Genomic DNA, 21,136 nt, shown 5'->3' on the forward strand with positions numbered 1-21,136 from the left:
CTGTGTGCGGGCGGCGACCCGGTGCGGGCGGCCGAACTGGTTGGATCGGATCACCCGATGATCATCTGTCACTAGCATCGGCCCATGACCGACACCAGCGACTGGAAGTCCGACCGCATCGGCAGCGCACTGCGCGGCGAGAACCCCACCGTCATCCGGCGCCTGGACGCCGGGTTCGTGGTGGCCGGGGACGTGCAGTTCCTGCCCGGGTACGCGATCCTGCTCACCGACGAGCCGGGGGTGCAGCGGCTCTCCGACCTGCCCCGCCCCCGCCGGATCGCCTACCTGGAGGACCTCGACCGCCTCGGCGAGGCCGTCGAGCGGGCCTGCCGGGCGGCCGACCCGGCCTTCCGCCGGGTCAACCTGGAGATCCTCGGCAACACCGACCCGATGCTGCACGCCCACGTCTGGCCCCGCTACGACTGGGAGCCCGCCGACCTCGTCCGCCTCCCCGTCTGGCTCTACCCCCGCACCCACTGGACCGACCCGGCCCACACCCTCACCCCCGCCCACGACCCGATCCGCACGGCCATCGGCGCGGAGCTGGATGCGCTGCGGTAAAGGCCGGTGGTGCAGACCACTCGTTCTCGTGAATCCGCTGACCGGGGCCGGGACGGGTGGCCGACTCGCCCCTACGCTGCGGGACATGGACATCGTCATCGCGCTCTTCGACGACTTCGAGCCGCTCGACGCGATCGGCCCGTACCAGGTGCTCGGCCATCTGCCGGGGGCCGCCGTGCGGTTCGTGGCGGCGGGGGAGGCGGGGCCGGTGGCCGACAGCATCGGGGGGATGCGGCTGGACGTGCCCGCCCGGTACGCGGACGTCGAGGCGTGCGATGTGCTGCTCGTCCCGGGCGGGCACGGCACCCGGCCGCTGATGGACGACCAGGCGTTCCTCGACTGGCTGCGCCGGACGCACGCGACCACCCGGTTCACCGCCTCCGTGTGCACCGGCGCGCTGCTGCTCGGGGCCGCCGGGCTGCTCGACGGCCTCGCCGCCACCACGCACTGGGCGGCCGCCGGCGAACTGGCCGCGTTCGGCGCCGCCTACACCCCCGAGCGGGTGGTGCGCCGGGACCGGATCGTCACCGCGGCCGGTATCTCCGCCGGGATCGACATGGCGCTCCACCTCGCCGCCCTCCTCACCGATGAGACCACCGCCCGGGCGATCCAGCTGCACGCCGAGTACGACCCCCGGCCGCCCTTCGACAGCGGCTCCTGGGCGAAGGCCTCGCCCGCCGTGCGGGAGCGGATCAGGGAACTCGGGTAGTACGGGCCCGAGTTCACCTTCGCGCACGCCTTCGAGCGGGAGTTCGGCCTGCCGCCGGGCCGCTACGCGCGCAGGAAGGACTCCAGGGCGGCGGCCAGGGCGAGGGGCGTCTCGTGCATCGGGTAGTGGCCGGAGGCGGGCAGCTGTTCCACCTCGGCGTTGGGGTAGTGGACGAGGAAGGTGCCGCGCATCGCGTCGGCGGTCAGCAGGAGGTCGTGCTCGCCCACGAACACCCGCACCGGCACGGGGTTCCCGGCGATCCGGTCCACCAGGTCGGCGGTGGTCCAGTCCCGTACGTAGCCGCCGAAGGCCTCGCGGGTGGACAGCTCCAGCGAGCGGTCCACCATCCGGTCGAGCCAGACCCGGCCGGCCCGCCGCCCGGTCACCCGGTCGAGGATCTCGTAGCGCTTCGCCCGGTCCTCGGCCGCGCCGTAGAACAGCGCCTCGCCGTCCGTGTCCATCGGGTACGGGCCGGCCGGGACGGGCGCGAGCCCGGCCAGCTTCCGCACCCGGTGCGGCGCCCGGGCGAGCACCTGCTGGACGGCCTTGCCGCCCATCGAGTGCCCGACCAGCGAGAACTCCGGCCAGCCGAGCTGGTCGGCCAGCGCGAGCGCGTCGTCGGCGATCTCGGCCAGCGTGTAGGCGCCGGGCACGTCCTTGCGGTCGCCGTAGCCCCGGTAGTCGAGGAACGCGTAACAGAAGGCGGAGCCGTCCAGGTAGTCGGGGAACGGGCCCCAGCCCGCGCTGGTGCCGAACCAGTCGTGCAGGACCAGGACCTTGTGGGCGCCGGTGCCCACCAAACGGTGAGGGATCGTCATGCGGGGCTTGATGCCCGCTGCGGGCGATCTCCGAACCCGGCACCCGGAGCGCGCGCCGGAAGGCCGGGGGAGACCGTCCGGCTGCTGGTGTACGACGGTGCGCGATGGGCCCCGCGTGCCGACTTCCCGTTGGGCTGAAAACCCTTCGACAGCGGGGCGCCGGCGCGCTGGACTGTCAGGTGTGACATCAGGGACACAGCGGTTCCCGCAGTGGGCCCGCCTGCCGTTGCGGCGGGTCACCCGTCACCAGATCGAGGCGGCGCCCTGCGAGCCGCTCCGGCCCCCCGAAGGAGCTCCGATGATCGGCCGACTGCAGTGCATCGTCCTGGACTGCCCGGACCCGGCCGTGCTGGCCCGGTTCTACGCCGGGCTGCTGGGCGGGGAGGTGGACCGGCCGGATCCGCGCTGGTCGCTGAACGACGACTGGTCCACCCTGCACACCCCGGGTGGCCCGGTGCTCTGCTTCCAGCGCGTCGCCGACCACCGCCCGCCCCGCTGGCCCGACCCGGCGCACCCCCAGCAGGCCCACCTCGACGTCGACGTCCCCGACCTGGCCACCGCCGAACCGGCCGTCCTCGCCCTCGGCGCCACCCTCCTGCGCGACGCCGGCGGCTGGCGCAGCTACGCCGACCCCGCCGGCCACCCTCTCTGCCTCCTGCCGGCCCGCCGCTGAGCGCTCGGGAGGTCAGTCGGTCGGAGCCCAGAAGTCGGTCAGCCGCGCGAGAGAGGGGCCGAGGCTCTGCCAGGGGCCGTCGACAGTGAGGACGGCGACGGCGGCGGTGGGGAATCCGGAGCGCGCCACCCGCTGGGACAGTTCGTCCTCCGCCGCGTCCCGGCCCCGTACCGCGAGGACGTCGACCAGGTCGTGGAGGCTCGGGTTGTGGCCGACCACGACCAGGTCGCCCACTTCCTCCGGCGTCTGCCGCAGGATCGCGATCAGCTCCTCGATCCCGGCCTCACGGCGGTGGATGTCGACGCTGACGTCGTAGATCCGCCGCTCGTGGACGGTTTCGGGGGCCCGGGGGAGCGCCGCGCGGACGCGCTCCCAGGTCTCGCCGGTGCGCCGGGCGCTGGACACGCGGGCGAGAGCGGGGGCGATGCCGGTTGCCGCGAGCCACCGTCCCGCCGACGAGGCCTCGGTGCGGCCCCGCTCGTCCAGACGGCGCTCGTGGTCGACCGCGGTCTCCCGCTCGGCCTGCGCGTGGCGGACCAGGACGAGCCTTCGGACGGCGTCGGCGGTCATGGTGCCCTCTCCTTCCACCGACCGGAACAACCGGACGTGCACGACCCGGTCGGTTCACGGATGCTACCAACGGCCCGTCAGGACACGCTGTCCCGCCCGAGACTCAGGCGATGCGGCGGACACGGCGGATGGCGAGGCCGACGAGGAGGGCGGTCAGGGCGAGGAAGATGCCGGTCTCGATGGCCTGGAAGGTCCAGAAGCGGTCGGCCGGCTGGTACTCCTGCCAGTTGGTGTAGGGACCGGGGCCGAAGCCGTCCTGGACGAAGCGGGCCACGCAGCGTGAGGTGTCGCCGCCGCCGTCGGGTCCGCAGCCGACGCGGGCGTCGGGCAGGACGAGGGTGCCGGCGCCGTTGCGGACGCCCTGCTGGTAGACCCAGTCGCCGGTGAAGCGGTTGGCCATGACCGGGCTGTCGACCGCGTAGGTGAGCGACTTGGCCGGCAGGAACACGGGGCGGGCGAGGAGTTCGACGAGGGCGCGGACGGCGATGAACGCGGCGAGCGAGAGGCCCATCGCGGGCAGCACCCGGCGGGTCAGGGTGCCGGCGAGGATGCCGAGCGCGACCGCGAACAGCGTGTAGCCGATCGGCGCGATGCCCTGGACGTCGAAGAACAGGTAGCGCAGGCGGCCGAGCCCGTTGTCGGCGAGCGGGGTGAGCCACCAGGCGGCGCCGAGCGCGAAGCCGACGGACAGCACCAGCGCGACCGCGCCGACCAGGCCGAACTTGGTGAGGATCCAGCGCCGGCGGCTGATGCCCTGGGTCCAGACCAGCCGGTGGGTGCCGTTCTCGACCTCCCGGGCGACCAGCGGGGCGCCGAGGAAGAGGCCGGCGAGGAGCGGCAGCAGCACGAAGAGGATGGCCAGGAAGGCGGTCGAGTCGTGCTGGTTGGCGAAGCGCTGGCTCAGCGCCTCGCAGCCCTCGCCGCCGACGAATTGGGCGTGGCCCAGGGCACGCAGGCAGGCGCCGAGGCCGGAGTCCTCGAAGGACGAGCGCATGGACAGGCCGGTGGGGACGAGGACGGCGGCGAGCACGGCGAGTGCCACGGCCGTCCACAGGGCCTGCTTGCGGTGCTGGCGCCAGGTCAGCCAGATCACGCGGCCACCTCCGGGAGGGAAACGCCGGCGGAGGCGCCGAGGTGGGCGAGGACGAGGTCCTCCAAAGTGACCTCGTGCACGGCCCAGCGGGTCTCGTCGACCGGCCCGTCGGTGCGCACCAGCAGGGTGGACTGCCGCTCGGTGTGGCTGGCCCGGATCACCGAGGCCACGCCGGGGACGGCGGCGCCGTCGGCGATCCGGGGGCCGATCAGCCGGCAGTGCCCGGCGAGCAACTCCTCCACCGGGGCGGCGAGGTGGACGTGCGAGGTGTGCAGCAGCACCAGGTGGTCGCAGACCCGTTCGAGGTCGGCGAGCAGGTGGGAGGAGAGCAGGACGGTGGTCCCGTACTCGCCCACGGCGCCCATCAGGGCCTGCATGAACTCGTGCCGGGCGAGCGGGTCCAGGGCCGCCACCGGCTCGTCGAGCAGCAGCAGCCGGGGCCGCTTGGCCAGTGCCAGCGCCAGCGCGACCTGGGCGCGCTGGCCGCCGGAGAGCTTGCCGACGGGCTTGTCGGACGGGATGCCGAGCCGGGTGAGCCGGTCCCGGGCGATCGAGTCGTCCCAGGTACCGCGGCGGTTGAGCCGCCCGCCCATGGTGATCAGCTCGGCGCCGGTGAAGTCGGGGTAGAGCGGGGTGTCCTGGGCGACGAAGCCGAGGTCGGCCAGGGCGCCGGGGTCGTGGCGCGGGTCCCGTCCGAAGACCCGGACCTGCCCGGCGTCGGGCTGCAGCAGCCCGACGGCCAGGTGGAGCAGGGTGGACTTGCCGGCGCCGTTGGGCCCGACCAGGGCGGCGATCCGCCCGGCGGGGAGGTCCAGCGAGCAGTCCTGGAGGGCCCAGGCGCGCCCGTAGCGCTTCCCCAACCCCTCGGTGTGCAGAGCGACTTCCGTCATGTGTGTTCCCCCAAGATGACTGTCAGACCGGTTCGGTCCCGCTCGTGGGCGGCCGGTCGGGCGTGGCCCGCAGGGTGGTGTCGAAGAGCGCGGCGATGTCCTCGCGGGCGAGTCCGGCGGCCTGGGCCTTGGCCAGCCAGACGACCAGCTCCTCGCGCAGCTCGGCCTGATGGGCCAGCGAGGGCCCGGCCAGGGTGCGGACCAGGAAGGTCCCCACCCCGGGCCGGCCCTCGGCGAGCCCCTCCAACTCCAGCTCCCGGTAGGCCTTGAGCACGGTGTTGGGGTTGATCGCCAGGGCCTGGGCCACCTCCCGCACCTTGGGGAGCCGGTCCCCCGGTTGCGCCAGGCCGACCCGCAGCGCCTGCTTCACCTGCAGCACCAGCTGCATGTACGTGGCCACGCGTGAGCGGCCGTCGAGCACGAACTCGATCACCAGTTGTTCTCCTGTCTTACGACAGTAAGACAGGATAGTCGTGGGTCAGTCAAGTGCGGAAGGCGAAACGGGATTTGACGGGTGGTGGGGAAGGGTGGTCAGACCAGCGCCAGCGTGTCGCCGACCGCGAGGCGGCCGGGGGCGGCGACCTCGGCGAGGGCGTCCAGACGGGAGTCGTGGAACTGCGCGAGGGCCTTGAGGATCTCCGGGGCGTGCGGCAGTCCGGGCTGGGCGGCGGTGGTCATCGCGCAGCGCTCGCTGGAGCGGACGAAGGCGAGCCGGGCGCCGGAGCGCGCGGAGCCGTGCGCCTCGCGGCCGAACCAGGCGTCCTCGACGAACGGCGGGGTGCCCGGCGGGGTGCGCAGCAGGACGTTCGGGCGGAACCGGCGGACGTCCACCACGGCGGACGGCGCGGCCTCGGCGACCCAGTCCAGGGTGGCGGTGGTGAGCACGCTGACCGGGAGCTGGTCGAAGTGCGAGACGGCGTCCTCGCGGGCGAGTTCGACGTCCTCGCGCTGCAGGTAGGCGCGGAGGAAGGCGGTCGGGTCGACGACCGGCCGGCCGAGCGGGTCGAGCAGCTCGGGGCCGTCGAGCCGGTGGCCGAGCCGGGCGGAGAGGCGGAGCAGGCCGTCCATCCGCCGGAAGCGGCGGGTGTTCTTGCCGGAGCCGAGCCTGCCCGCGCCGTCGCGCACGGCGTAGAGGCGGTCGCCCGCGAGGCCGCGGTCGTCCACCTCGACGGAGTCGAGCCGCTCGCCGCCGGTGGACTTCACGGGGTAGCGCCAGAGCTGCTCGATGACTCCGATGATCTCTGCCATGGCCGGACAGCGTACCGCCGCCCGTCGATGATGGTCTAGACCAAGTAGCCGGTGTGGCAAGGGGGGCGTCCCGGCGGCTCACCCCAGCCGGGCGACCGCCCGCACCGGGGCCCCGTCCGCCGCCACCAGCCGCAGCGGGAAGAGCGACACCTCGACCGGCCGGCCGTCCTCCTGCGCCGCCAGCAGCGGCCGCAGATCGGTCAGGTTCTCCGCGATCACCCCGCCGCCCGGCGCCCCGAGCAGCACCCGGTGGGCCGCAAGCGTGGGCTCCTCGGCGGTCGGCCGGTCGTGCTCGTCGGTGAGGTCGGCGAGCAGCGCGGCGACCGCCGGGTCGCCCGGGCCCGGGTCGGGCGTCGGGTCGACGCTGAGCGCGTCCACCCCGACCGTGCGCACCCCGGCGGCGACGATCGCCTCGGCGGCCCGCGCGGTCAGGCTCGGGTGGGCGAGGTAGGCGTCGGTGCCCCAGTGCCGGGTCCAGCCGGTGGCGAGCAGCAGGACGGTGCCCTCGCCGGCCCGCTCCAGCGCGGGCGCGAGCTGCTCGGCGGTGATCGCGGCGCGCGGCTCCAGTCCGCGCAGGTCGGCGATGACCGCCGCCCCGGTGAACCGCTCCAGCGGCAGGCCGTCCAGCGTCGGCCAGGTGACGTCGACGTGGTACGGCGCGTCCACGTGGGTGCCGGACTGCGAGCCGAGGTGCAGGGCGAGCACGTTCACCCCGGCGGTGGCGGTGGTGAGGGCGGGTTCCAGGAGGACGGCCGGATCGCCGGGGTAGACCGGCATCGCGGTGGTCACCTGGTGGGTGAGGTCGACGAGGGTGGCCATGCCGCCCATCCTCCCAGGGCGGGCCGGGGCGGGGTGAGGGGCGGAGTGGAGATAGAAAGGAGGCACTATGGAAAAGCCTGAGCAGCCTGTCCGCCGTCCCTGGGTCGTGGGGGTCTCCGGCGCGTCCGGCACCCCGTACGCCGCCGCGGTGATCCGCGCTCTCCTCGCCGCGGGCGAGTCGGTCGACCTGGTGGTCAGCCGTGCGGCCCGGCTGACGATCCTCGACGAGACCGGCATCGCCTTCCGGGACGCGCACTGGCGCACCGACCTGGCCGCCTGGCTGGGGCTCGCGTCGAGCGGGTCGGCGAGCGGGTCGGCGGGCGGGCCGGCGGGCACGGCGGGCGTCGCGGCGGACGGGTCCGGGGACGGGCTGGAGGACGTCCGGTACTGGCCGGCGGGGGACTTCGCGGCGGGCCCGTCCAGCGGCTCGTACCCCGCCAAGGGGATGCTGGTGGTACCGGCGACCACCGGCGCGGTGGCCGGGATCGCGCTCGGCCTCAGCAAGGACCTGCTCCAGCGGGTGGCCAGCGTCACCCTCAAGGAGCGGCGTCCGCTGGTCGTCTGCGTCCGCGAGACACCACTCAACGGGGTGACGCTGAAGCACTTGGTGGAGCTGGACGCGCAGGGCGCCGTCGTGCTCCCCGCCTCGCCCGGGTTCTACGCCGGCGGCTCCACCGTCGGCGAGCTGGTCGGTTTCGTCGCCGGACGGGTGCTGGACGCGGTCGGCGTACCGCACACGCTGTACCGCCGCTGGGAGGGCGAGTTGGGTGCGGCGGCGCGCGCGACCGAACGGTCGGCCTGAGGGGGAGTGAGATACCGCAGGACGGGAGAGTATGTTCTCTGCGATATCCGGGTTGGTCCGCGCACGGCGCCTTTGAATCCGGATAATGATCTGTGGGTCTGGTGAGGTTCGGAAGGACGCGGACGGTATATGGACACGGTGGACAGACAGCTCATCCAGGCGCTGCGGGAGAACGGCCGCGCCTCCTACGCCGAGTTGGGCCGGCTGGTCGGCCTCTCCGGGCCGAGCGTCACGGACCGCATCAACCGGCTGGAGCAGGCCGGTGTCATCACCGGCTACCGGGCGACGGTCAACCCGGCCTCGCTCGGTTTCGGGGTCACGGCGCTGATCGGCCTCCAGCTGACCGACGCGGCGGACCACGAGGACGTCGCGTTCCGGCTGAAGGACCTCGGCGAGGTCGAGGACTGCTGGTTCATCGCCGGTGACGACTCGTACATGCTCAAGGTCCGGGTGCCGGACGTCCAGGGCCTGGAGTCGGCGGTGAAGCGGATCTCGGGCACCAAGGGTGTGGCCCGCACCCGGACGACCGTCGTACTCTCCACGAAGTGGGAGAGCCGGGTCAGCGAGCTGCCGCTCGCCGAGGCCGAGTAGCGCACCGGGGAAGTGACGGCATGGCACTGGTCGGTCTGGAGGAACTGCACGCGGCCCGGCGGCGGATCGCGGGCGTCGCGGTGCGCACCCCGCTGGTCCCCGCCCCCTGGGCGGCGGACGGCGAGCGCCGGCTCTGGCTCAAGCCGGAGAACCTCCAGCCGACCGGCGCGTTCAAGGCCCGCGGGGCGTACAACCGGCTCGCCGCGCTGAGCGGCGACGAGCGCGCCCGCGGCGTGGTCGCCCAGTCCAGCGGCAACCACGCGCAGGCGGTGGCGTACGCCGCGAAGCTGCTCGGGATCAAGGCCGTGATCGTGATGCCGGACACCTCGCCGGCGGTCAAGGTCGAGGCCACCCGGTCGTTCGGCGCCGAGGTGCTGCTGGTCACGCCGGAGGAGCGGGACACCGTGCCCGGCGAACTGGCCGAGCGGCACGGCTACGTCTGGGTGCCGCCGTACGACGACCCGTTCATCATCGCGGGCCAGGGCACGGTCGGCCTGGAGATCGCCGAGGACGCCCCGGCGGAGCTGGACACCGTGCTCGTCCCGGTCAGCGGCGGCGGGCTGATCGGCGGCACCGCGGCCGCGCTCAAGCTGACCCGCCCGGGCATCCGGGTGGTCGGCGTCGAGCCCGAGCTGGCCGCCGACGCGCAGGCCAGCCTGCGGGCCGGCGAGCGGATCACCTGGCCGGTCGCCGACACCTACCGGACGATCGCCGACGGCCTGCGCACCCCCTCGGTGGGCGTGCTGCCGTACGAGCACCTCACCGCCTACGTGGACGACATCGTCACCGTCACCGAGGACGAGATCCGCGCCACGGTGGCCCTGCTGGCCCGGCGCGGGCGGATCGTCGCCGAGCCGTCCGGCGCGGTCGCCCCGGCCGCGTACTTCCACCGGGCCGCCGGGCTCGGCGGGCAGGCCGTGGCGGCCGTGGTGAGCGGCGGAAACATCGAGCCGGCGCTGCTGGCGGAGCTGCTCGCCGGCTGACCCGCGCGGGGGCGGCTGCCCGCGAACCCTCCCCGGCGGGGGCGTACGCTCGTTCCGGCAAGGATTCGAAGTCGGAGGAGGCGGGGCACCGCATGGACGCAGGGCTCAAGCGCGAGCTGGAGGCGAAGGTCTACGCGGGGGAGCGGCTGACCCGGGAGGACGGGATCGCGCTCTACGAGAGCGACGACCTGGCCTGGCTGGGAGGCCTCGCCCACCACGTGCGGACGCGGAAGAACGGCGACGTCGTCCACTTCAACGTCAACCGCCACCTCAACATGACCAACGTGTGCAACGCGTCCTGCGCGTACTGCTCGTTCCAGCGCAAGCCGGGCGAGAAGGACGCCTACACGATGCGCATCGAGGAGGCCGTCCGCCTCGCCAAGGCGATGGAGGTCGACTCCCTCACCGAGCTGCACATCGTCAACGGCCTGCACCCCACCCTGCCGTGGCGCTACTACCCGCGCTCGCTGCGGGAGCTGAAGGCGGCGCTGCCGAACGTCTCGCTCAAGGCCTTCACCGCCACCGAGATCCACTGGTTCGAGCGGATCAGCGGCCTGCCCGCCGACGAGATCCTCGACGAGCTGATCGACGCCGGCCTGGAGTCGCTGACCGGCGGCGGCGCGGAGATCTTCGACTGGGAGGTCCGCCAGCACATCGTCGACCACGACACCCACTGGGAGGACTGGTCGCGGATCCACCGGCTCGCCCACAGCAAGGGCCTCAAGACGCCGGCCACCATGCTGTACGGCCACATCGAGGAGCCCCGCCACCGGGTGGACCACGTGCTGCGGCTGCGCGAGCTGCAGGACGAGACCGGCGGCTTCCAGGTCTTCATCCCGCTGCGCTACCAGCACGACTTCCACGACTCCAAGGACGGCGTGGTGCGCAACAAGCTGATGGCGCGCACCGAGATGGCCACCGGCGCCGAGGCGCTGAAGACCTTCGCGGTCTCCCGGCTGCTGTTCGACAACGTGCCGCACGTCAAGGTCTTCTGGGTGATGCACGGCGTCACCACCGCCCAGCTGGCGCTCAGCCACGGCGCGGACGACATGGACGGCTCGGTGGTCGAGTACAAGATCACCCACGACGCGGACAACTTCGGCACCCCGAACAAGCTGGGCCGCGAGGACCTGCTCGGCCTGATCCGGGACGCCGGCTTCCGCCCGGTGGAGCGCAACACCCGCTACGAGGTCATCCGCGAGTACGACGGCCCCGACCTGAACCGCCGGGAGACCCCGCAGGCGATGCGCCTCTGACCGGTCCCGCGACCGCGGGCCGCCGCCCGGGCCCAGCGCGGCCCGGGCGGCGGCTTCTTCACGGGGCCCGCACAGGACCCCGGCTTTCGCGACCCGTCCTCCGTTTGGCAGGATCGGCCCCATGCCCGGTCACCGTCGCACCTCCCCGTACCCGTCGTACGAGCCGGTGTACGAGGTGCCGCAGCAGTCGTACGCGGTACCGCAGCCGCCCTACGGCGCACCGCAACAGCCGTACGGCGGCCAGCAGGAGGACGACGGCCCGCTGTACGAGGGGCAGGAGCCCGGGTACGGCTACCGGAGCCTGGCCGAGCACGATGTGTACGACCAGCCGTTCCAGGCGCACCCCGCCGGGCCGCAGTTCCCACCGGAGCCGTCGCCGGCGCCGCTGCCGGGTCAGCGGCGCGCCGCCGCCGCCGCGGCCGGGGGCCGCACGGCCGCCCGGGGCCACCGGCGCAAGCCCAAGAAGAAGCGCACCGGCCGCGCCGCCGTCGCCGGCACCGCCCTGCTGCTGGCGGCCGCCGCCGGCTGGTACACCGTCGGCGAGGACGCCGCCAAGCCCGGCGTGACCACCGCCGACGGCCCCGGCCCCGAGGGCGTCGGCACCCCGGACCGCCCCGCCGGGCAGCCGGTGGCCGACCAGGCCTCGCCGACCGCCCCGGCCGCGCAGGCCGCCGACACCCGGCAGACCGAGACCCCCGCGGCGGGTCGCAGCGAGGCCCGCGCCGACGGCTCGGTCGAGGCGATCCCGGGCCTCGGCCCCGGCTTCGCCGGCCGGGTACCCGCCGACACCACCCAGGTGGTGGTGGCCACCGGCGAGGGCAAGGACACCAACCGGACCAGCGTCACGCTGTGGACCCGCACCGCCGAGGGCCACTGGCTGAGCGGCGAGAGCTGGCAGGGCCACAACGCGTTCAAGGGCTGGACCACCGACCACAACGAGGGCGACCTGCGCAGCCCGATCGGCGTCTTCTCGCTGACCGACGCCGGCGGCCGCAAGCCCGACCCGGGCAGCCGGCTGCCCTACGACAAGGACGCCGCCTTCGTGGTCTCCGGGACGGGCTTCGCCGGCGAGCAGCTGGCCGGCTCCTTCGACTACGTCGTCGCGATCGACTACAACCGGGTGCCCGGCAACTCCCCGCTGGACCCGCGCCGTCCGAACGGCTCGACCAAGGGCGGCGGGATCTGGATCCACGTCGACCACGGCGGTCCGACGCACGGCTGCGTGTCCATCCCGGAGGACAAGATGGCGCAGCTGATCCGCACCCTGGACCCGGGCGCCCGCCCGGTGATCGTGATGGGCGACGCGGCCTCGCTGGCGGTCTGACCGGCCCGCCGGGCCGGACAATTCCTTCGAGTTCCGCCTCCGGGCGGATTCCGCCGCCCGTGTGCCGCAACGGCCCTTGTCGGCCTCCTACAGCTTCCTGGCACGGATCCTGTAGCCGGTCGAGACCCGCTGACCAGCGGGTAACCGGGTTGAGTGGCAGTATGAGCGGTTCGCGCATCGTGGCACTCGGCCACTACCAGCCCCCCAAGGTCCTCACCAACGACGACCTGGCGAAGCTGGTCGACACCGACGACGAGTGGATCCGCAGCCGGGTGGGCATCCGGACGCGGCACATCGCGGAGGGCGAGACCGTCGTCGACCTCGCCACCGAGGCGGCGCAGAAGGCGCTGGCCAACAGCGGCCGGTCGGCGTCCGAGGTCGACCTGGTCGTGGTCGCCACCTGCACCGCGGTGGAACGCAGTCCCAACACGGCCGCCGCCGTCGCCGCCCGGCTCGGGGTGCGCGCGCCGGCCGCCTACGACATCAACACGGTCTGCTCGGGCTTCTCGTACGCGCTGGCCACCGCCGACCACGCGATCCGGGCCGGAGCGGCCCGGACGGCGCTGGTGATCGGCGCGGAGCGGATGTCGGACACCCTCGACTGGACCGACCGGTCGACCTGCGTGATCTTCGGCGACGGCGCCGGCGCGGCGCTGGTCGAGGCCCAGGAGGAGGGCGCCGAGCCGGGGATCGGCCCGGTGGTCTGGGGCTCGGAGCCGGAGAAGGGCGACGCCGTGGTGATCAGCGGCTGGGACCCGGTGATCAGCCAGCAGGGCCAGTCGGTGTTCCGCTGGGCGACCACCCAGATCGCCCCGCTGGCCCGGCAGGCCTGCGAGCGGGCCGGGATCGACCCGTCCGAGCTGAAGGGCTTCGTGCCGCACCAGGCCAATCTGCGGATCATCGACGCGATCGCGGCCCGGCTCGGGGTCACCGACGCGGTGGTGGCCCGGGACGTCGTGGACTCCGGCAACACCTCGGCGGCCTCCGTCCCGCTGGCCTTCTCCAAGCTGGTCGAGCGCGGCGAGCTGTCGCCCGGCGACCCGGTGCTGCTGTTCGGCTTCGGCGGCGGCCTGGCGTACGCCGGACAGGTCGTCCGCTGCCCGTGAGGCCCTGCCGGGACCCCGCCGAGGCCCTCCTGGGGGCCTCTGGGGCCCGCTGAGGCCCGCTGGAGCCCCTGTGGGGCTCCGTGCCCGACCGGCTCCTGCCGACATGCCTGTGGGCGGTCACCCTCGACGGGTGACCGCCCACAGGCATGTCGTGGCGCGCTGCGGACCGCCGGCGGACCTCCCCCGAGGACACGGCCGCCGTCCGTCGTACCCCGGACAGGAGGCCGGGGCGCGCGCGAAGCGGAAGGTGGGTCGGAGCGGATCGGTCTACTTGGGCGCCTTCTTGCCGGTGACGCCCAGGTACACCAGGGGAGCGAGGTTGGGCTTGAGGTCCTTGACCTTGACGCCCCAGGAGGTGAAGGCCTTCTGGTGCTCGGCCGCCGAGGCGAGCAGCGAGACCAGCGACCCGGCGACGGCGGCCGGATCCAGCGTTTTGTCGGCCTGGCCCTTCGCCTGGAGTTCCTTGACGGCCTCCGTGAGCGGCTTGGCCACCGCGTTGAGGACGGTCATGCGGATCTTGAAGAACCGCTTGTCCCCTTCGGCGGCACCGAGCGTGACCACACGGAGAATGGCGTCGTTCTTGCGCCAGAAGGCGAGGAATCCGTCGACCAGTTCTTCCGAAGTGGCCGTGCCGGACTTCCCTGCCCAGGACTTTCCGGCCACCAGCTCTTTGAGCGTGTCGGCGTCCTTGGCCATTTCCTCGGCGATTTCGAGGACGGCGCCCTCGACATCCGGGAAGTACTGGTAGAAGGTCGCGGGGGAGGTACCCGCCATACGGGCGACGTCGATGACCTTGACGTCCCGATAGGGCGACGTGCTGAGCATCTCGCGGAGGCAGTCGAGCAGCTTCTGCCGCGTCTCCTGTCCGCGTCGCCCGGCGACGCGACCGTCGACGGTGCGAACTTGTCCTGTCATGCCGTCAGCTTACCGTGGCCCGATCTTGGCGCGATTCGGTGATGTGACAATTACTCCGCACGGGGGTTGGTATAGCCGCTCGGGGCCCTTCGGATGGATATTCATCGACCTCTGCGGCCCCCCTTGACGCCCCCCCGTGCACCGGCGACGCCGCAGGGTGACGAAGCCTTCGCTGAGGGGTTATCGAGTAACGGAGCGTGACCGTCTACGGGGCAGTGTGACCTGCCCCTCGTGGCACTCCCGGGCGTGTCGGGCGCAAGCCGGAGCCGGAGCGGACGTCAGAATCCGGCCGTTCCGGAGCCGCTGATCGGCCAGTGGACCCGCCCGCCGGGCGGACAGCGCTCTGGGCGGGGGAGGTTGGAGATGGGCCGGGCGGCATTGGAGAATCGGGTCCGGCACCACGCGGTGGGTGCGCGGCACCACGCGGGCGGTGCTCAAGACGGGGAGGTGGCAGCGGGTGGACCAGCTGACGGCGCACGATCCGAGGCGGATCGGGCCCTTCGAGGTGCTGGGGCGGCTCGGGGCGGGCGGCATGGGCCTGGTCTACCTGGCGCGGTCCGCGTCCGGCCGGCGGGTGGCGATCAAGACCGTCCGGGGGGAGCTGGCCGAGGACGAGCTGTTCCGGGTCCGGTTCGCGCGGGAGATCGAGGCCGCCAAGACGGTCGGCGGCTTCTACACGGCGGCCGTGGTCGACGCCGACGCCGACGCCCGGGTGCCCTGGCTGGCCACCGCGTACGTCCCGGCGCCGTCCCTGGAGGACCTGGTCACCGAGTGCGGGCCGCTGCCGGCCGGAGCGGTGCGCTGGCTGGTGGCCGGCATCGCCGAGGCCCTGCAGTCCATCCACGCCGCCGGGCTGGTCCACCGCGACCTCAAGCCGTCCAACGTCCTGGTCGTCGAGGACGGCCCCCGGGTGATCGACTTCGGCATCGCCGCCGGGGTCTCCAGCACCCGGCTCACCATGACCAACGTCGCGGTCGGCACGCCGGCGTACATGTCGCCGGAGCAGGCCCGGGACAGCCGGGGCGTCACCGGCGCCAGCGACGTCTTCTCGCTCGGGTCGCTGCTGGTCTTCTGCGCCACCGGCCACCCGCCCTACCGGGGCGCCAACCCGGTGGAGACGGTCTTCCAGCTGCTGCGCGACCAGCCCGACCTCTCCGGTCTGCCGCCGGAGCTGGCCGACCTGGTGCGCGCCTGCATGCGGCCGGCGCCCGAGCACCGGCCGACCCCGGAGCAGATCCAGGTCGAGCTGGCCCCGCACCTGTTCTCCCGGGACGACGCCTCCGGGGAGGCCGGGGACTGGCTGCCGCCCGACGCGCTCGCCCTCATCGAGCGCAAGCGGGGCCGCCGCCAGCCGCCGCCCGCCGTCCCGCCGCAGCCCGTGCCGCACCACCCGCCGCACCCGCCCGCCCCGCACCCGCCCGCTCAGCACCTGCCCGCTCCGCAGCCGCACCCGGGCCAGGACGACCCGCGCACCCGGGCGGTCGCCGGGCACGCCCCGCCGTCCGCCGGGCCGGTGCACCACGCGCCGCCCGGGCCGGACACCGAGGCCGCCACCGAGAAGCTGGCCGCCCCCAGCCGGCACCGCCGGCCGGTCGTCGAGGAGGGCGACGAGGTGCGGCTGCCCGGCGCCTCGGTCCGGATAGGGCCGGGGCCGCGCGCCGAGCAGGCCGGCCCGGGCGCGCCGCCCGCCGAGACCGACTGGGTCCGGCGGATCACCCCGCCCCCGGCCCGCGCGGCCCGCTGGCGCCCCTGGCGGTTCCGGATGTCCAACGACGTCTGGGGCACCCCGGTGGTCGCCGCCGGCACGCTGTTCGTCTCCAGCTTCGAGGTGCACGCCCTGGACATCGCGTCCGGGCAGCGCCGCTACAAGACCCGGGACGTCGCCTGGGCGCTCGCCGTCGACGCCGGCCGGGTGCACGCGGCCGACGGCCCGCACCTGTACACGGTGGACGTCGCGGACGGCACCGAGCGCTGGCGGCACTCGCTGGACGGCTGGGTGTACTCGCTGGACGCGGCCGGCGGGGTGCTCTGCTGCGGCGTCCGGGGCGGCGGCGTCCAGCTGCGCTCGTCGGCCACCGGCGCCGAGCTCTGGCGCGCCGACGACGCCCAGCAGGAGTTCGAGAACCCGCAGTCCGGCCCTGCCCTGGTGGGCGGCGCGGCGTACTACTACGGCGGCGGGCGGCTGCGCTGCGTGGACCCGCGCGGCTCGGGCCTGCGCTGGTCGGTCCAGGTCGGCGAGGACGTGCCCTCCCGCCCGGTCGAGCGCTCCGGCGTGCTCTACGTGACGGCCGGCACCCGGGTGTACGCGCTGGACGCGGCGAGCGGCGCCGAGCGCTGGCGGTTCGAGGCCCCGGTGGTGCTGTTCACCCCTCCGGCGCTGGACGCCGACGCGGTCTACGTCGCCGACTACCTCGGCACCGTCTACGCGCTGGACGCGGCCACCGGCCGGGACCGCTGGCGCGCGGCCACCGGCACCCGGCAGGGCGCCGAGCCGGTGGTGGTCGGGGACGGCATGGTGCTGGTCGGCAGCGGCGAGGTGCTGTACGCGTTCGAGGCGGGCAGCGGCCGCGAGCGCTGGCGGTACACCGCGCGCGGCGAGATCGTCGGCTCCCCGGCGGTCGCCGACGGGCTGGTCCACCTGGGCAGCCGGGACCACTCGCTGCACACCGTGGACCTGGCCAGCGGCCAGCTGCGCTGGGAGCTGGGCACCAAGGGCGAGCTGACCGGCTCGCCGGTGGCGGTCGGCGGGAAGGTCTTCGTCGGCAGCAGGGACCGCTGCGTCTACGCGCTGGACGCCTTCTACGGCACGGCGGTGCCCTCGCACTGAGCGGGAGGGCCGGGGCGGGGCGGGGTCCGTCAGGCCGGGCGGCGGGCCCCGGGACGGCGGGCGCCGGGGTGGCGGGCGCACCAGCCCTCCCAGGCCGAGGCGACCATCTCCTCGACCCCGTGCCGGGCGGTCCAGTCCAGCTCGCGGTGGATCAGCTCGGCCGAGGCGACCACCCGGGCCGGGTCGCCGGGGCGGCGCGCGGTGATCTCGGGGGTGGTGTCGTACCCGGTGACCGCGCCGATCACGTCCAGCATCTCCCGGACGCTGACGCCCTCGCCGCGCCCGATGTTCAGGGTCAGCCGGGTCCGCCCGGCCGGGTCGGCGGCCAGCCGGCGGGCCGCCGCGACGTGCGCCGAGGCGATGTCGGAGACGTGGATGAAGTCGCGGACGCAGGTGCCGTCCGGGGTCGGGTAGTCGGCGCCGAAGACCTGCGGCGCCCGGCCGGCGGTGAGCCGCTCGAAGACCATCGGGATCAGGTTGTGGGCGCCCGCGTCGGAGAGCTCCGGCGAGGCGGCCCCGGCCACGTTGAAGTAGCGCAGCGAGACGGTGGACAGGCCGTGGGCCCGGCCGGCCGAGGAGACCAGCCACTCGCCCGCCAGCTTGGTCTCCCCGTACGGGTTCATCGGCGTGCAGGGGGCCGACTCGGTGACCAGGTCGACGTCCGGCATGCCGTAGACGGCGGCGGAGGAGGAGAGCAGGAAGCGCCGCACCCCGGCCTCGACGGCCGCCTCCAGCACGTTCTGCAGGCCGGTGAGGTTCTCCCGGTAGTAGTGGAACGGGCGCGCGACCGACTCGCCGACCTGCTTCTTGGCGGCGAAGTGCAGCACACCGCGCACCTCGTGCCCGCGCAGCGCCGCGTCGACGGCCGCCCGGTCCAGGGTGGAGCCGACGATCAGCGGGACGCCGTCCGGCAGCCGGGCCCCGGGGGCGGCCGTGCTGAGGTCGTCCAGCACCACGACCCGCTCGCCGGCCGCCACGAGCTGCTGCACCACGTGCCTGCCGATGTATCCGGCACCACCGGTGAGCAACCAAGTCATGGCCGAAATCCTAGGGCCTGCGCGTCGGAGCCGAAGATTCGGACATACAGGTGAAATGCTGACAAAAATCTCTGCGTCGCGTCCGAGCGGCCCGTCGTGGCCGCGCGCTGAGGAATCCGGAGGCCGTCACGGTGAACCGCAAGAAGGAGCCCACCCGTCCGATTCCGGCCGGACCGCGTCCGACCGGGCCCGGGACGTCCGGCGGGCGGCTGCTCGCGCCGGGAGCCGTCGCGGTGCTGACCGCGCTCGCGCTGGCCGGGTGCAGCAGCGGCTCGTCCTCGGACTCGTCCTCGGGGGAGAACGGCCCCCGGGCCGCCTCCGCCTCGGCCGGCGGCAGCCCCACCGCCCAGCCGGGCGGCGGCAACCAGCTCCAGTCCGACTACCAGCGGGTGATCAAGGACGTCCTGCCCTCGGTGGTGCAGATCACCACCGCGAGCGGCCTCGGCTCCGGGATCGTCTACGACGACAAGGGCGACATCGTCACCAACGCCCACGTGGTCGGCACCGCCACCACCTTCACCGTCACCCTGGCCGGCAGCACCAAGCCGCTGGACGCCACGCTGGTCGCCAGCTACCCGGACTCCGACCTCGCGGTGATCAAGCTGAGCAGCACGCCGAACGGTCTCAAGCCGGCCTCCTTCGGCGACTCCACCAAGGTCGAGCTGGGCCAGATCACCCTCGCCATGGGCAGCCCGCTCGGGCTCTCCAGCAGCGTCACCCAGGGCATCGTCTCGGCCACCGGCCGGACCGTCAGCGAGCCGTCCACCCAGGGCTCGCCCGGCGCCGTCATCGGCAACATGGTGCAGACCTCGGCCGCGATCAACCCCGGCAACAGCGGCGGCGCGCTGGTCAACCTGGACAGCCAGGTGATCGGCATCAACACGCTGGCCGCCACCGAGCCGCAGTCCAACGGCGCCGCCGCCCCGGGCATCGGCTTCGCCATCCCGGCGTCCACCGTGACCAGCATCGCCGACCAGCTGATCAAGGACGGCAAGGTCACCAACTCCGGCCGGGCCGCCCTCGGCATCACCGCGCGGACCTTCTTCGACCAGAACTTCCGCCCGGCCGGCGCGGTGGTGGTCGCCGTCTCGCCCGGCGGCCCGGCCGACTCGGCGGGCCTCCAGGTGGGGGACGTGATCACCAGGATCGACGACACCGCGGTCGACTCGCTGAACTCGCTCACCACCGCGCTGGCCTCGCTCGCGCCGGGCAGCAAGGTGACCGTCACCTACACCCGGGACGGCCAGAGCAAGACCGCCGACGTCACCCTCGGCAGCCTCGAAACGCCCTGACCCCACCAGCCCCCGGACGGCGGGCGGCCCGCACAACCGCGCAAGGGTTCCGCGGGGCCGGCCGCCGTCCGGGATCGGGGGGCGCCGTCAGCGGCGGGCGGTGCGGGTCCGCCAGGGGAGCTCGACCGTGACCGTGCTCGGCCCGCCCTCCGGGCTCTCCACCAGGAACACCCCGTCCACCGCGCGGATCCGCTCGGCCAGTCCGGCCAGGCCGCTGCCCGGGTAGGGGGCCGCGCCGCCCTTGCCGTTGTCCTGGACCAGCAGCATCAGCTGGTCGTCGGCCCGCCAGACGTCCACCGTGGCGGAGCGGGCGCCGGAGTGCTTGGAGATGTTGGTCAGCAGCTCGCTGACCGTGAAGTAGGCGATGCCCTCCACCGCCGAGTCCGGCCGGTCGGCGCTGCCGTCCCGGGCCTTCAGGTCGACGTTCACCTTGACCCCCTCCGGCACCGTGCAGCGCGCCGCCACCGAGGAGAGCGCCGCGTCCAGGCCGCGGTCGGTGAGCACCGCCGGGTGGATGCCCCGGGCCAGGTCGCGCAGCTCCTGGAGGGCCAGCTTCACCTCGCCGTGGGCGTTGTCGACCATCTTCGCGGCGGCCGCCACGTCCTCGGGCGTCTCGGTCTCCCGCAGCCGCTCCTTGGCCATGCCGAGGTCCATCGCCAGCGCCACCAGCCGGGCCTGGGCGCCGTCGTGCAGGTCGCGCTCGATCCGGCGCAGGTCGGCGGCGGCGGTGTCGACCACGGTGCCGCGGTCGTCCTCCAGCTCGCGGACCCGCTCGGACAGGGCGCCCGGGTAGAGCAGGATCTCCACCAGCATCCGGTCCACCGCCGACTGGGCGCGGACCGCCCAGGGCAGGAGCGGCCAGCCGACCAGCACGAAGACCGTGGTCAGCGCGAAGCTCAGCACGCCCCAGGGCAGCATCAGCACGTTGTAGAGGGCCGAGCGCCAGGAGAGCGCGTCGGTCAGGTGGGCGATCGCGTAGCCGGTGATGCCCGGCCGGCGGCGCTGCACCGGCTCCGGCTCGTGCACCTCGGCGCCGTACAGCGCCCGGGCCCGGCGGCGGGCGAAGCCGCTCATCGACCGGCAGCCGGCCAGGCCGGCGGCCAGCAGCGGCAGGCCGACGACGGTGACCGAGAGGGCCAGGCCGATCGACAGCGTGGCGACCGTGAAGAGGAAGCCGGCGATGCCGAGCGGCAGGTTCAGCAACAACCGCCCGGCCTGCCGCCACATCCGCGCGCCGTACAGCGAGGTGTGCCCGGCCCCCTCGGCCGTGCCGTCCGTTCGCTTCATCTCGGTCTACCGTCCTTTTCCGGTCGAGCTGTGGTCCTTAGCTTGGCTGGTCACGGGCGGGTGGGGCCATGGGGGTGATACGTCTCCCCGGTCGGGGGTTATCCCCACCCCGGACGGGGCCGCCCGCCGTTGCCCGTCTTCGCCCGTCTTCGCCCGCCGGTGTCCGCGGGGTGACGGCGCGGGGCGCCGGGTGTCCACCGGCTGTCCATCGGGTGTCTTGCGGAGCGGGCAGGATGCGGGGCACCGGTGCCGTGCACTTAGACTCACGCCTTGGCGATGGTTATGAGTGCGTAAAGGATTGTCGTAGAACCTCCTTGAAGGAGGGTTCCGCGGCC

21 protein-coding genes are annotated in these 21,136 nt (G+C 73.9%); 11 read left to right on the forward strand and 10 right to left on the reverse strand.

All coding sequences use genetic code 11. From position 1 onward, the window contains the following. The first annotated feature begins 84 nt into the window (after nucleotides 1–84). Nucleotides 85–561: an HIT family protein gene (locus tag ACFCLZ_RS22075; protein ID WP_380278528.1), complete on the forward strand. Its 477-nt coding sequence runs from the start codon at nucleotides 85–87 to the stop codon at nucleotides 559–561. An 85-nt stretch (nucleotides 562–646) separates the two neighbouring features. After that, nucleotides 647–1,270 (forward strand): DJ-1/PfpI family protein, encoded by a 624-nt coding sequence (locus tag ACFCLZ_RS22080; protein WP_380278530.1) that lies wholly within the window; start codon nucleotides 647–649, stop codon nucleotides 1,268–1,270. Between the two features lie 62 nt (nucleotides 1,271–1,332). On the opposite strand, the gene ACFCLZ_RS22085 is transcribed toward ACFCLZ_RS22080, so the two are convergent. Then, entirely contained in the window at nucleotides 1,333–2,088 is a 756-nt protein-coding gene (locus ACFCLZ_RS22085; protein WP_380278532.1) for an alpha/beta fold hydrolase, read from the reverse strand. A gap of 298 nt (nucleotides 2,089–2,386) precedes the next feature. Here ACFCLZ_RS22085 and ACFCLZ_RS22090 point away from each other — a divergent pair, with 298 nt between their 5' ends. Beyond that, nucleotides 2,387–2,761 carry a VOC family protein gene (locus ACFCLZ_RS22090; protein ID WP_380278534.1) on the forward strand — a complete coding sequence of 125 codons (375 nt, stop codon included), beginning with the start codon at nucleotides 2,387–2,389 and terminating at the stop codon, nucleotides 2,759–2,761. Between the two features lie 12 nt (nucleotides 2,762–2,773). Here ACFCLZ_RS22090 and ACFCLZ_RS22095 read toward each other — a convergent pair whose 3' ends face one another. From ACFCLZ_RS22095 to ACFCLZ_RS22120, 6 genes are all read right to left on the reverse strand, one after another. Next, nucleotides 2,774–3,331, reverse strand: coding sequence for a SixA phosphatase family protein (locus tag ACFCLZ_RS22095; protein ID WP_380278536.1), 558 nt, complete (start codon nucleotides 3,329–3,331; stop codon nucleotides 2,774–2,776). A gap of 103 nt (nucleotides 3,332–3,434) precedes the next feature. Then, nucleotides 3,435–4,424: an ABC transporter permease gene (locus tag ACFCLZ_RS22100; RefSeq protein WP_380278538.1), complete on the reverse strand. Its 990-nt coding sequence runs from the start codon at nucleotides 4,422–4,424 to the stop codon at nucleotides 3,435–3,437. Continuing rightward, nucleotides 4,421–5,314 carry an ABC transporter ATP-binding protein gene (locus ACFCLZ_RS22105; RefSeq protein WP_380278540.1) on the reverse strand — a complete coding sequence of 298 codons (894 nt, stop codon included), beginning with the start codon at nucleotides 5,312–5,314 and terminating at the stop codon, nucleotides 4,421–4,423. Before ACFCLZ_RS22105 ends, ACFCLZ_RS22100 begins: the two co-directional genes overlap by 4 nt. Nucleotides 5,315–5,336: 22 nt before the next feature. After that, nucleotides 5,337–5,747, reverse strand: a complete 411-nt coding sequence (locus ACFCLZ_RS22110) for a GntR family transcriptional regulator (protein ID WP_380278542.1) — start codon at nucleotides 5,745–5,747, stop codon at nucleotides 5,337–5,339. A 98-nt stretch (nucleotides 5,748–5,845) separates the two neighbouring features. Then, entirely contained in the window at nucleotides 5,846–6,562 is a 717-nt protein-coding gene (locus ACFCLZ_RS22115) for an MOSC domain-containing protein (RefSeq protein WP_380278544.1), read from the reverse strand. Nucleotides 6,563–6,640: 78 nt separating this feature from the next. Then, nucleotides 6,641–7,381 (reverse strand): cyclase family protein, encoded by a 741-nt coding sequence (locus ACFCLZ_RS22120; protein WP_380278546.1) that lies wholly within the window; start codon nucleotides 7,379–7,381, stop codon nucleotides 6,641–6,643. Nucleotides 7,382–7,448: 67 nt separating this feature from the next. Here ACFCLZ_RS22120 and ACFCLZ_RS22125 point away from each other — a divergent pair, with 67 nt between their 5' ends. The 6 genes from ACFCLZ_RS22125 (at nucleotide 7,449) to ACFCLZ_RS22150 (ending at nucleotide 13,443) form a co-directional block, all read left to right on the forward strand. Continuing rightward, on the forward strand, nucleotides 7,449–8,183 hold the full coding sequence (locus ACFCLZ_RS22125) for a UbiX family flavin prenyltransferase (RefSeq protein WP_380278548.1): 735 nt from the start codon (nucleotides 7,449–7,451) through the stop codon (nucleotides 8,181–8,183). 129 nt (nucleotides 8,184–8,312) lie between these two features. Next, nucleotides 8,313–8,774, forward strand: a complete 462-nt coding sequence (locus tag ACFCLZ_RS22130; protein WP_380278550.1) for an Lrp/AsnC family transcriptional regulator — start codon at nucleotides 8,313–8,315, stop codon at nucleotides 8,772–8,774. Nucleotides 8,775–8,794: 20 nt separating this feature from the next. Then, nucleotides 8,795–9,757: a threonine/serine dehydratase gene (locus ACFCLZ_RS22135; RefSeq protein ID WP_380278552.1), complete on the forward strand. Its 963-nt coding sequence runs from the start codon at nucleotides 8,795–8,797 to the stop codon at nucleotides 9,755–9,757. Between the two features lie 92 nt (nucleotides 9,758–9,849). Then, a complete protein-coding gene (mqnE, locus tag ACFCLZ_RS22140; protein ID WP_380278554.1) occupies nucleotides 9,850–11,013 on the forward strand; it encodes an aminofutalosine synthase MqnE in 1,164 nt (387 codons plus the stop codon). 121 nt (nucleotides 11,014–11,134) lie between these two features. Further along, nucleotides 11,135–12,337 (forward strand): L,D-transpeptidase family protein, encoded by a 1,203-nt coding sequence (locus tag ACFCLZ_RS22145; protein WP_380278556.1) that lies wholly within the window; start codon nucleotides 11,135–11,137, stop codon nucleotides 12,335–12,337. A gap of 161 nt (nucleotides 12,338–12,498) precedes the next feature. Further along, nucleotides 12,499–13,443 (forward strand): beta-ketoacyl-ACP synthase III, encoded by a 945-nt coding sequence (locus ACFCLZ_RS22150; protein ID WP_380278558.1) that lies wholly within the window; start codon nucleotides 12,499–12,501, stop codon nucleotides 13,441–13,443. Nucleotides 13,444–13,710: 267 nt separating this feature from the next. On the opposite strand, the gene ACFCLZ_RS22155 is transcribed toward ACFCLZ_RS22150, so the two are convergent. Next, the gene (locus ACFCLZ_RS22155; RefSeq protein ID WP_030304705.1) at nucleotides 13,711–14,358 is read right to left on the reverse strand and encodes a TetR family transcriptional regulator; all 648 of its coding nucleotides are present in this window, start codon (nucleotides 14,356–14,358) and stop codon (nucleotides 13,711–13,713) included. Between the two features lie 457 nt (nucleotides 14,359–14,815). Here ACFCLZ_RS22155 and ACFCLZ_RS22160 point away from each other — a divergent pair, with 457 nt between their 5' ends. Further along, nucleotides 14,816–17,185: a PQQ-binding-like beta-propeller repeat protein gene (locus ACFCLZ_RS22160; protein ID WP_380286238.1), complete on the forward strand. Its 2,370-nt coding sequence runs from the start codon at nucleotides 14,816–14,818 to the stop codon at nucleotides 17,183–17,185. Nucleotides 17,186–17,214: 29 nt separating this feature from the next. Here ACFCLZ_RS22160 and galE read toward each other — a convergent pair whose 3' ends face one another. Further along, a complete protein-coding gene (galE, locus tag ACFCLZ_RS22165) occupies nucleotides 17,215–18,222 on the reverse strand; it encodes a UDP-glucose 4-epimerase GalE (RefSeq protein WP_380278560.1) in 1,008 nt (335 codons plus the stop codon). 161 nt (nucleotides 18,223–18,383) lie between these two features. On the opposite strand from galE, the gene ACFCLZ_RS22170 reads away from it, so the two are divergent. After that, the gene (locus tag ACFCLZ_RS22170) at nucleotides 18,384–19,514 is read left to right on the forward strand and encodes a S1C family serine protease (protein ID WP_380286239.1); all 1,131 of its coding nucleotides are present in this window, start codon (nucleotides 18,384–18,386) and stop codon (nucleotides 19,512–19,514) included. An 87-nt stretch (nucleotides 19,515–19,601) separates the two neighbouring features. On the opposite strand, the gene ACFCLZ_RS22175 is transcribed toward ACFCLZ_RS22170, so the two are convergent. After that, entirely contained in the window at nucleotides 19,602–20,741 is a 1,140-nt protein-coding gene (locus ACFCLZ_RS22175) for a sensor histidine kinase (RefSeq protein WP_380286240.1), read from the reverse strand. Between the last annotated feature and the right edge of the window lie 395 nt (nucleotides 20,742–21,136).

It is taken from the genome of Kitasatospora purpeofusca (assembly GCF_042691725.1).
Taxonomy (GTDB): Bacteria; Actinomycetota; Actinomycetes; order Streptomycetales; family Streptomycetaceae; genus Kitasatospora; species Kitasatospora purpeofusca_B.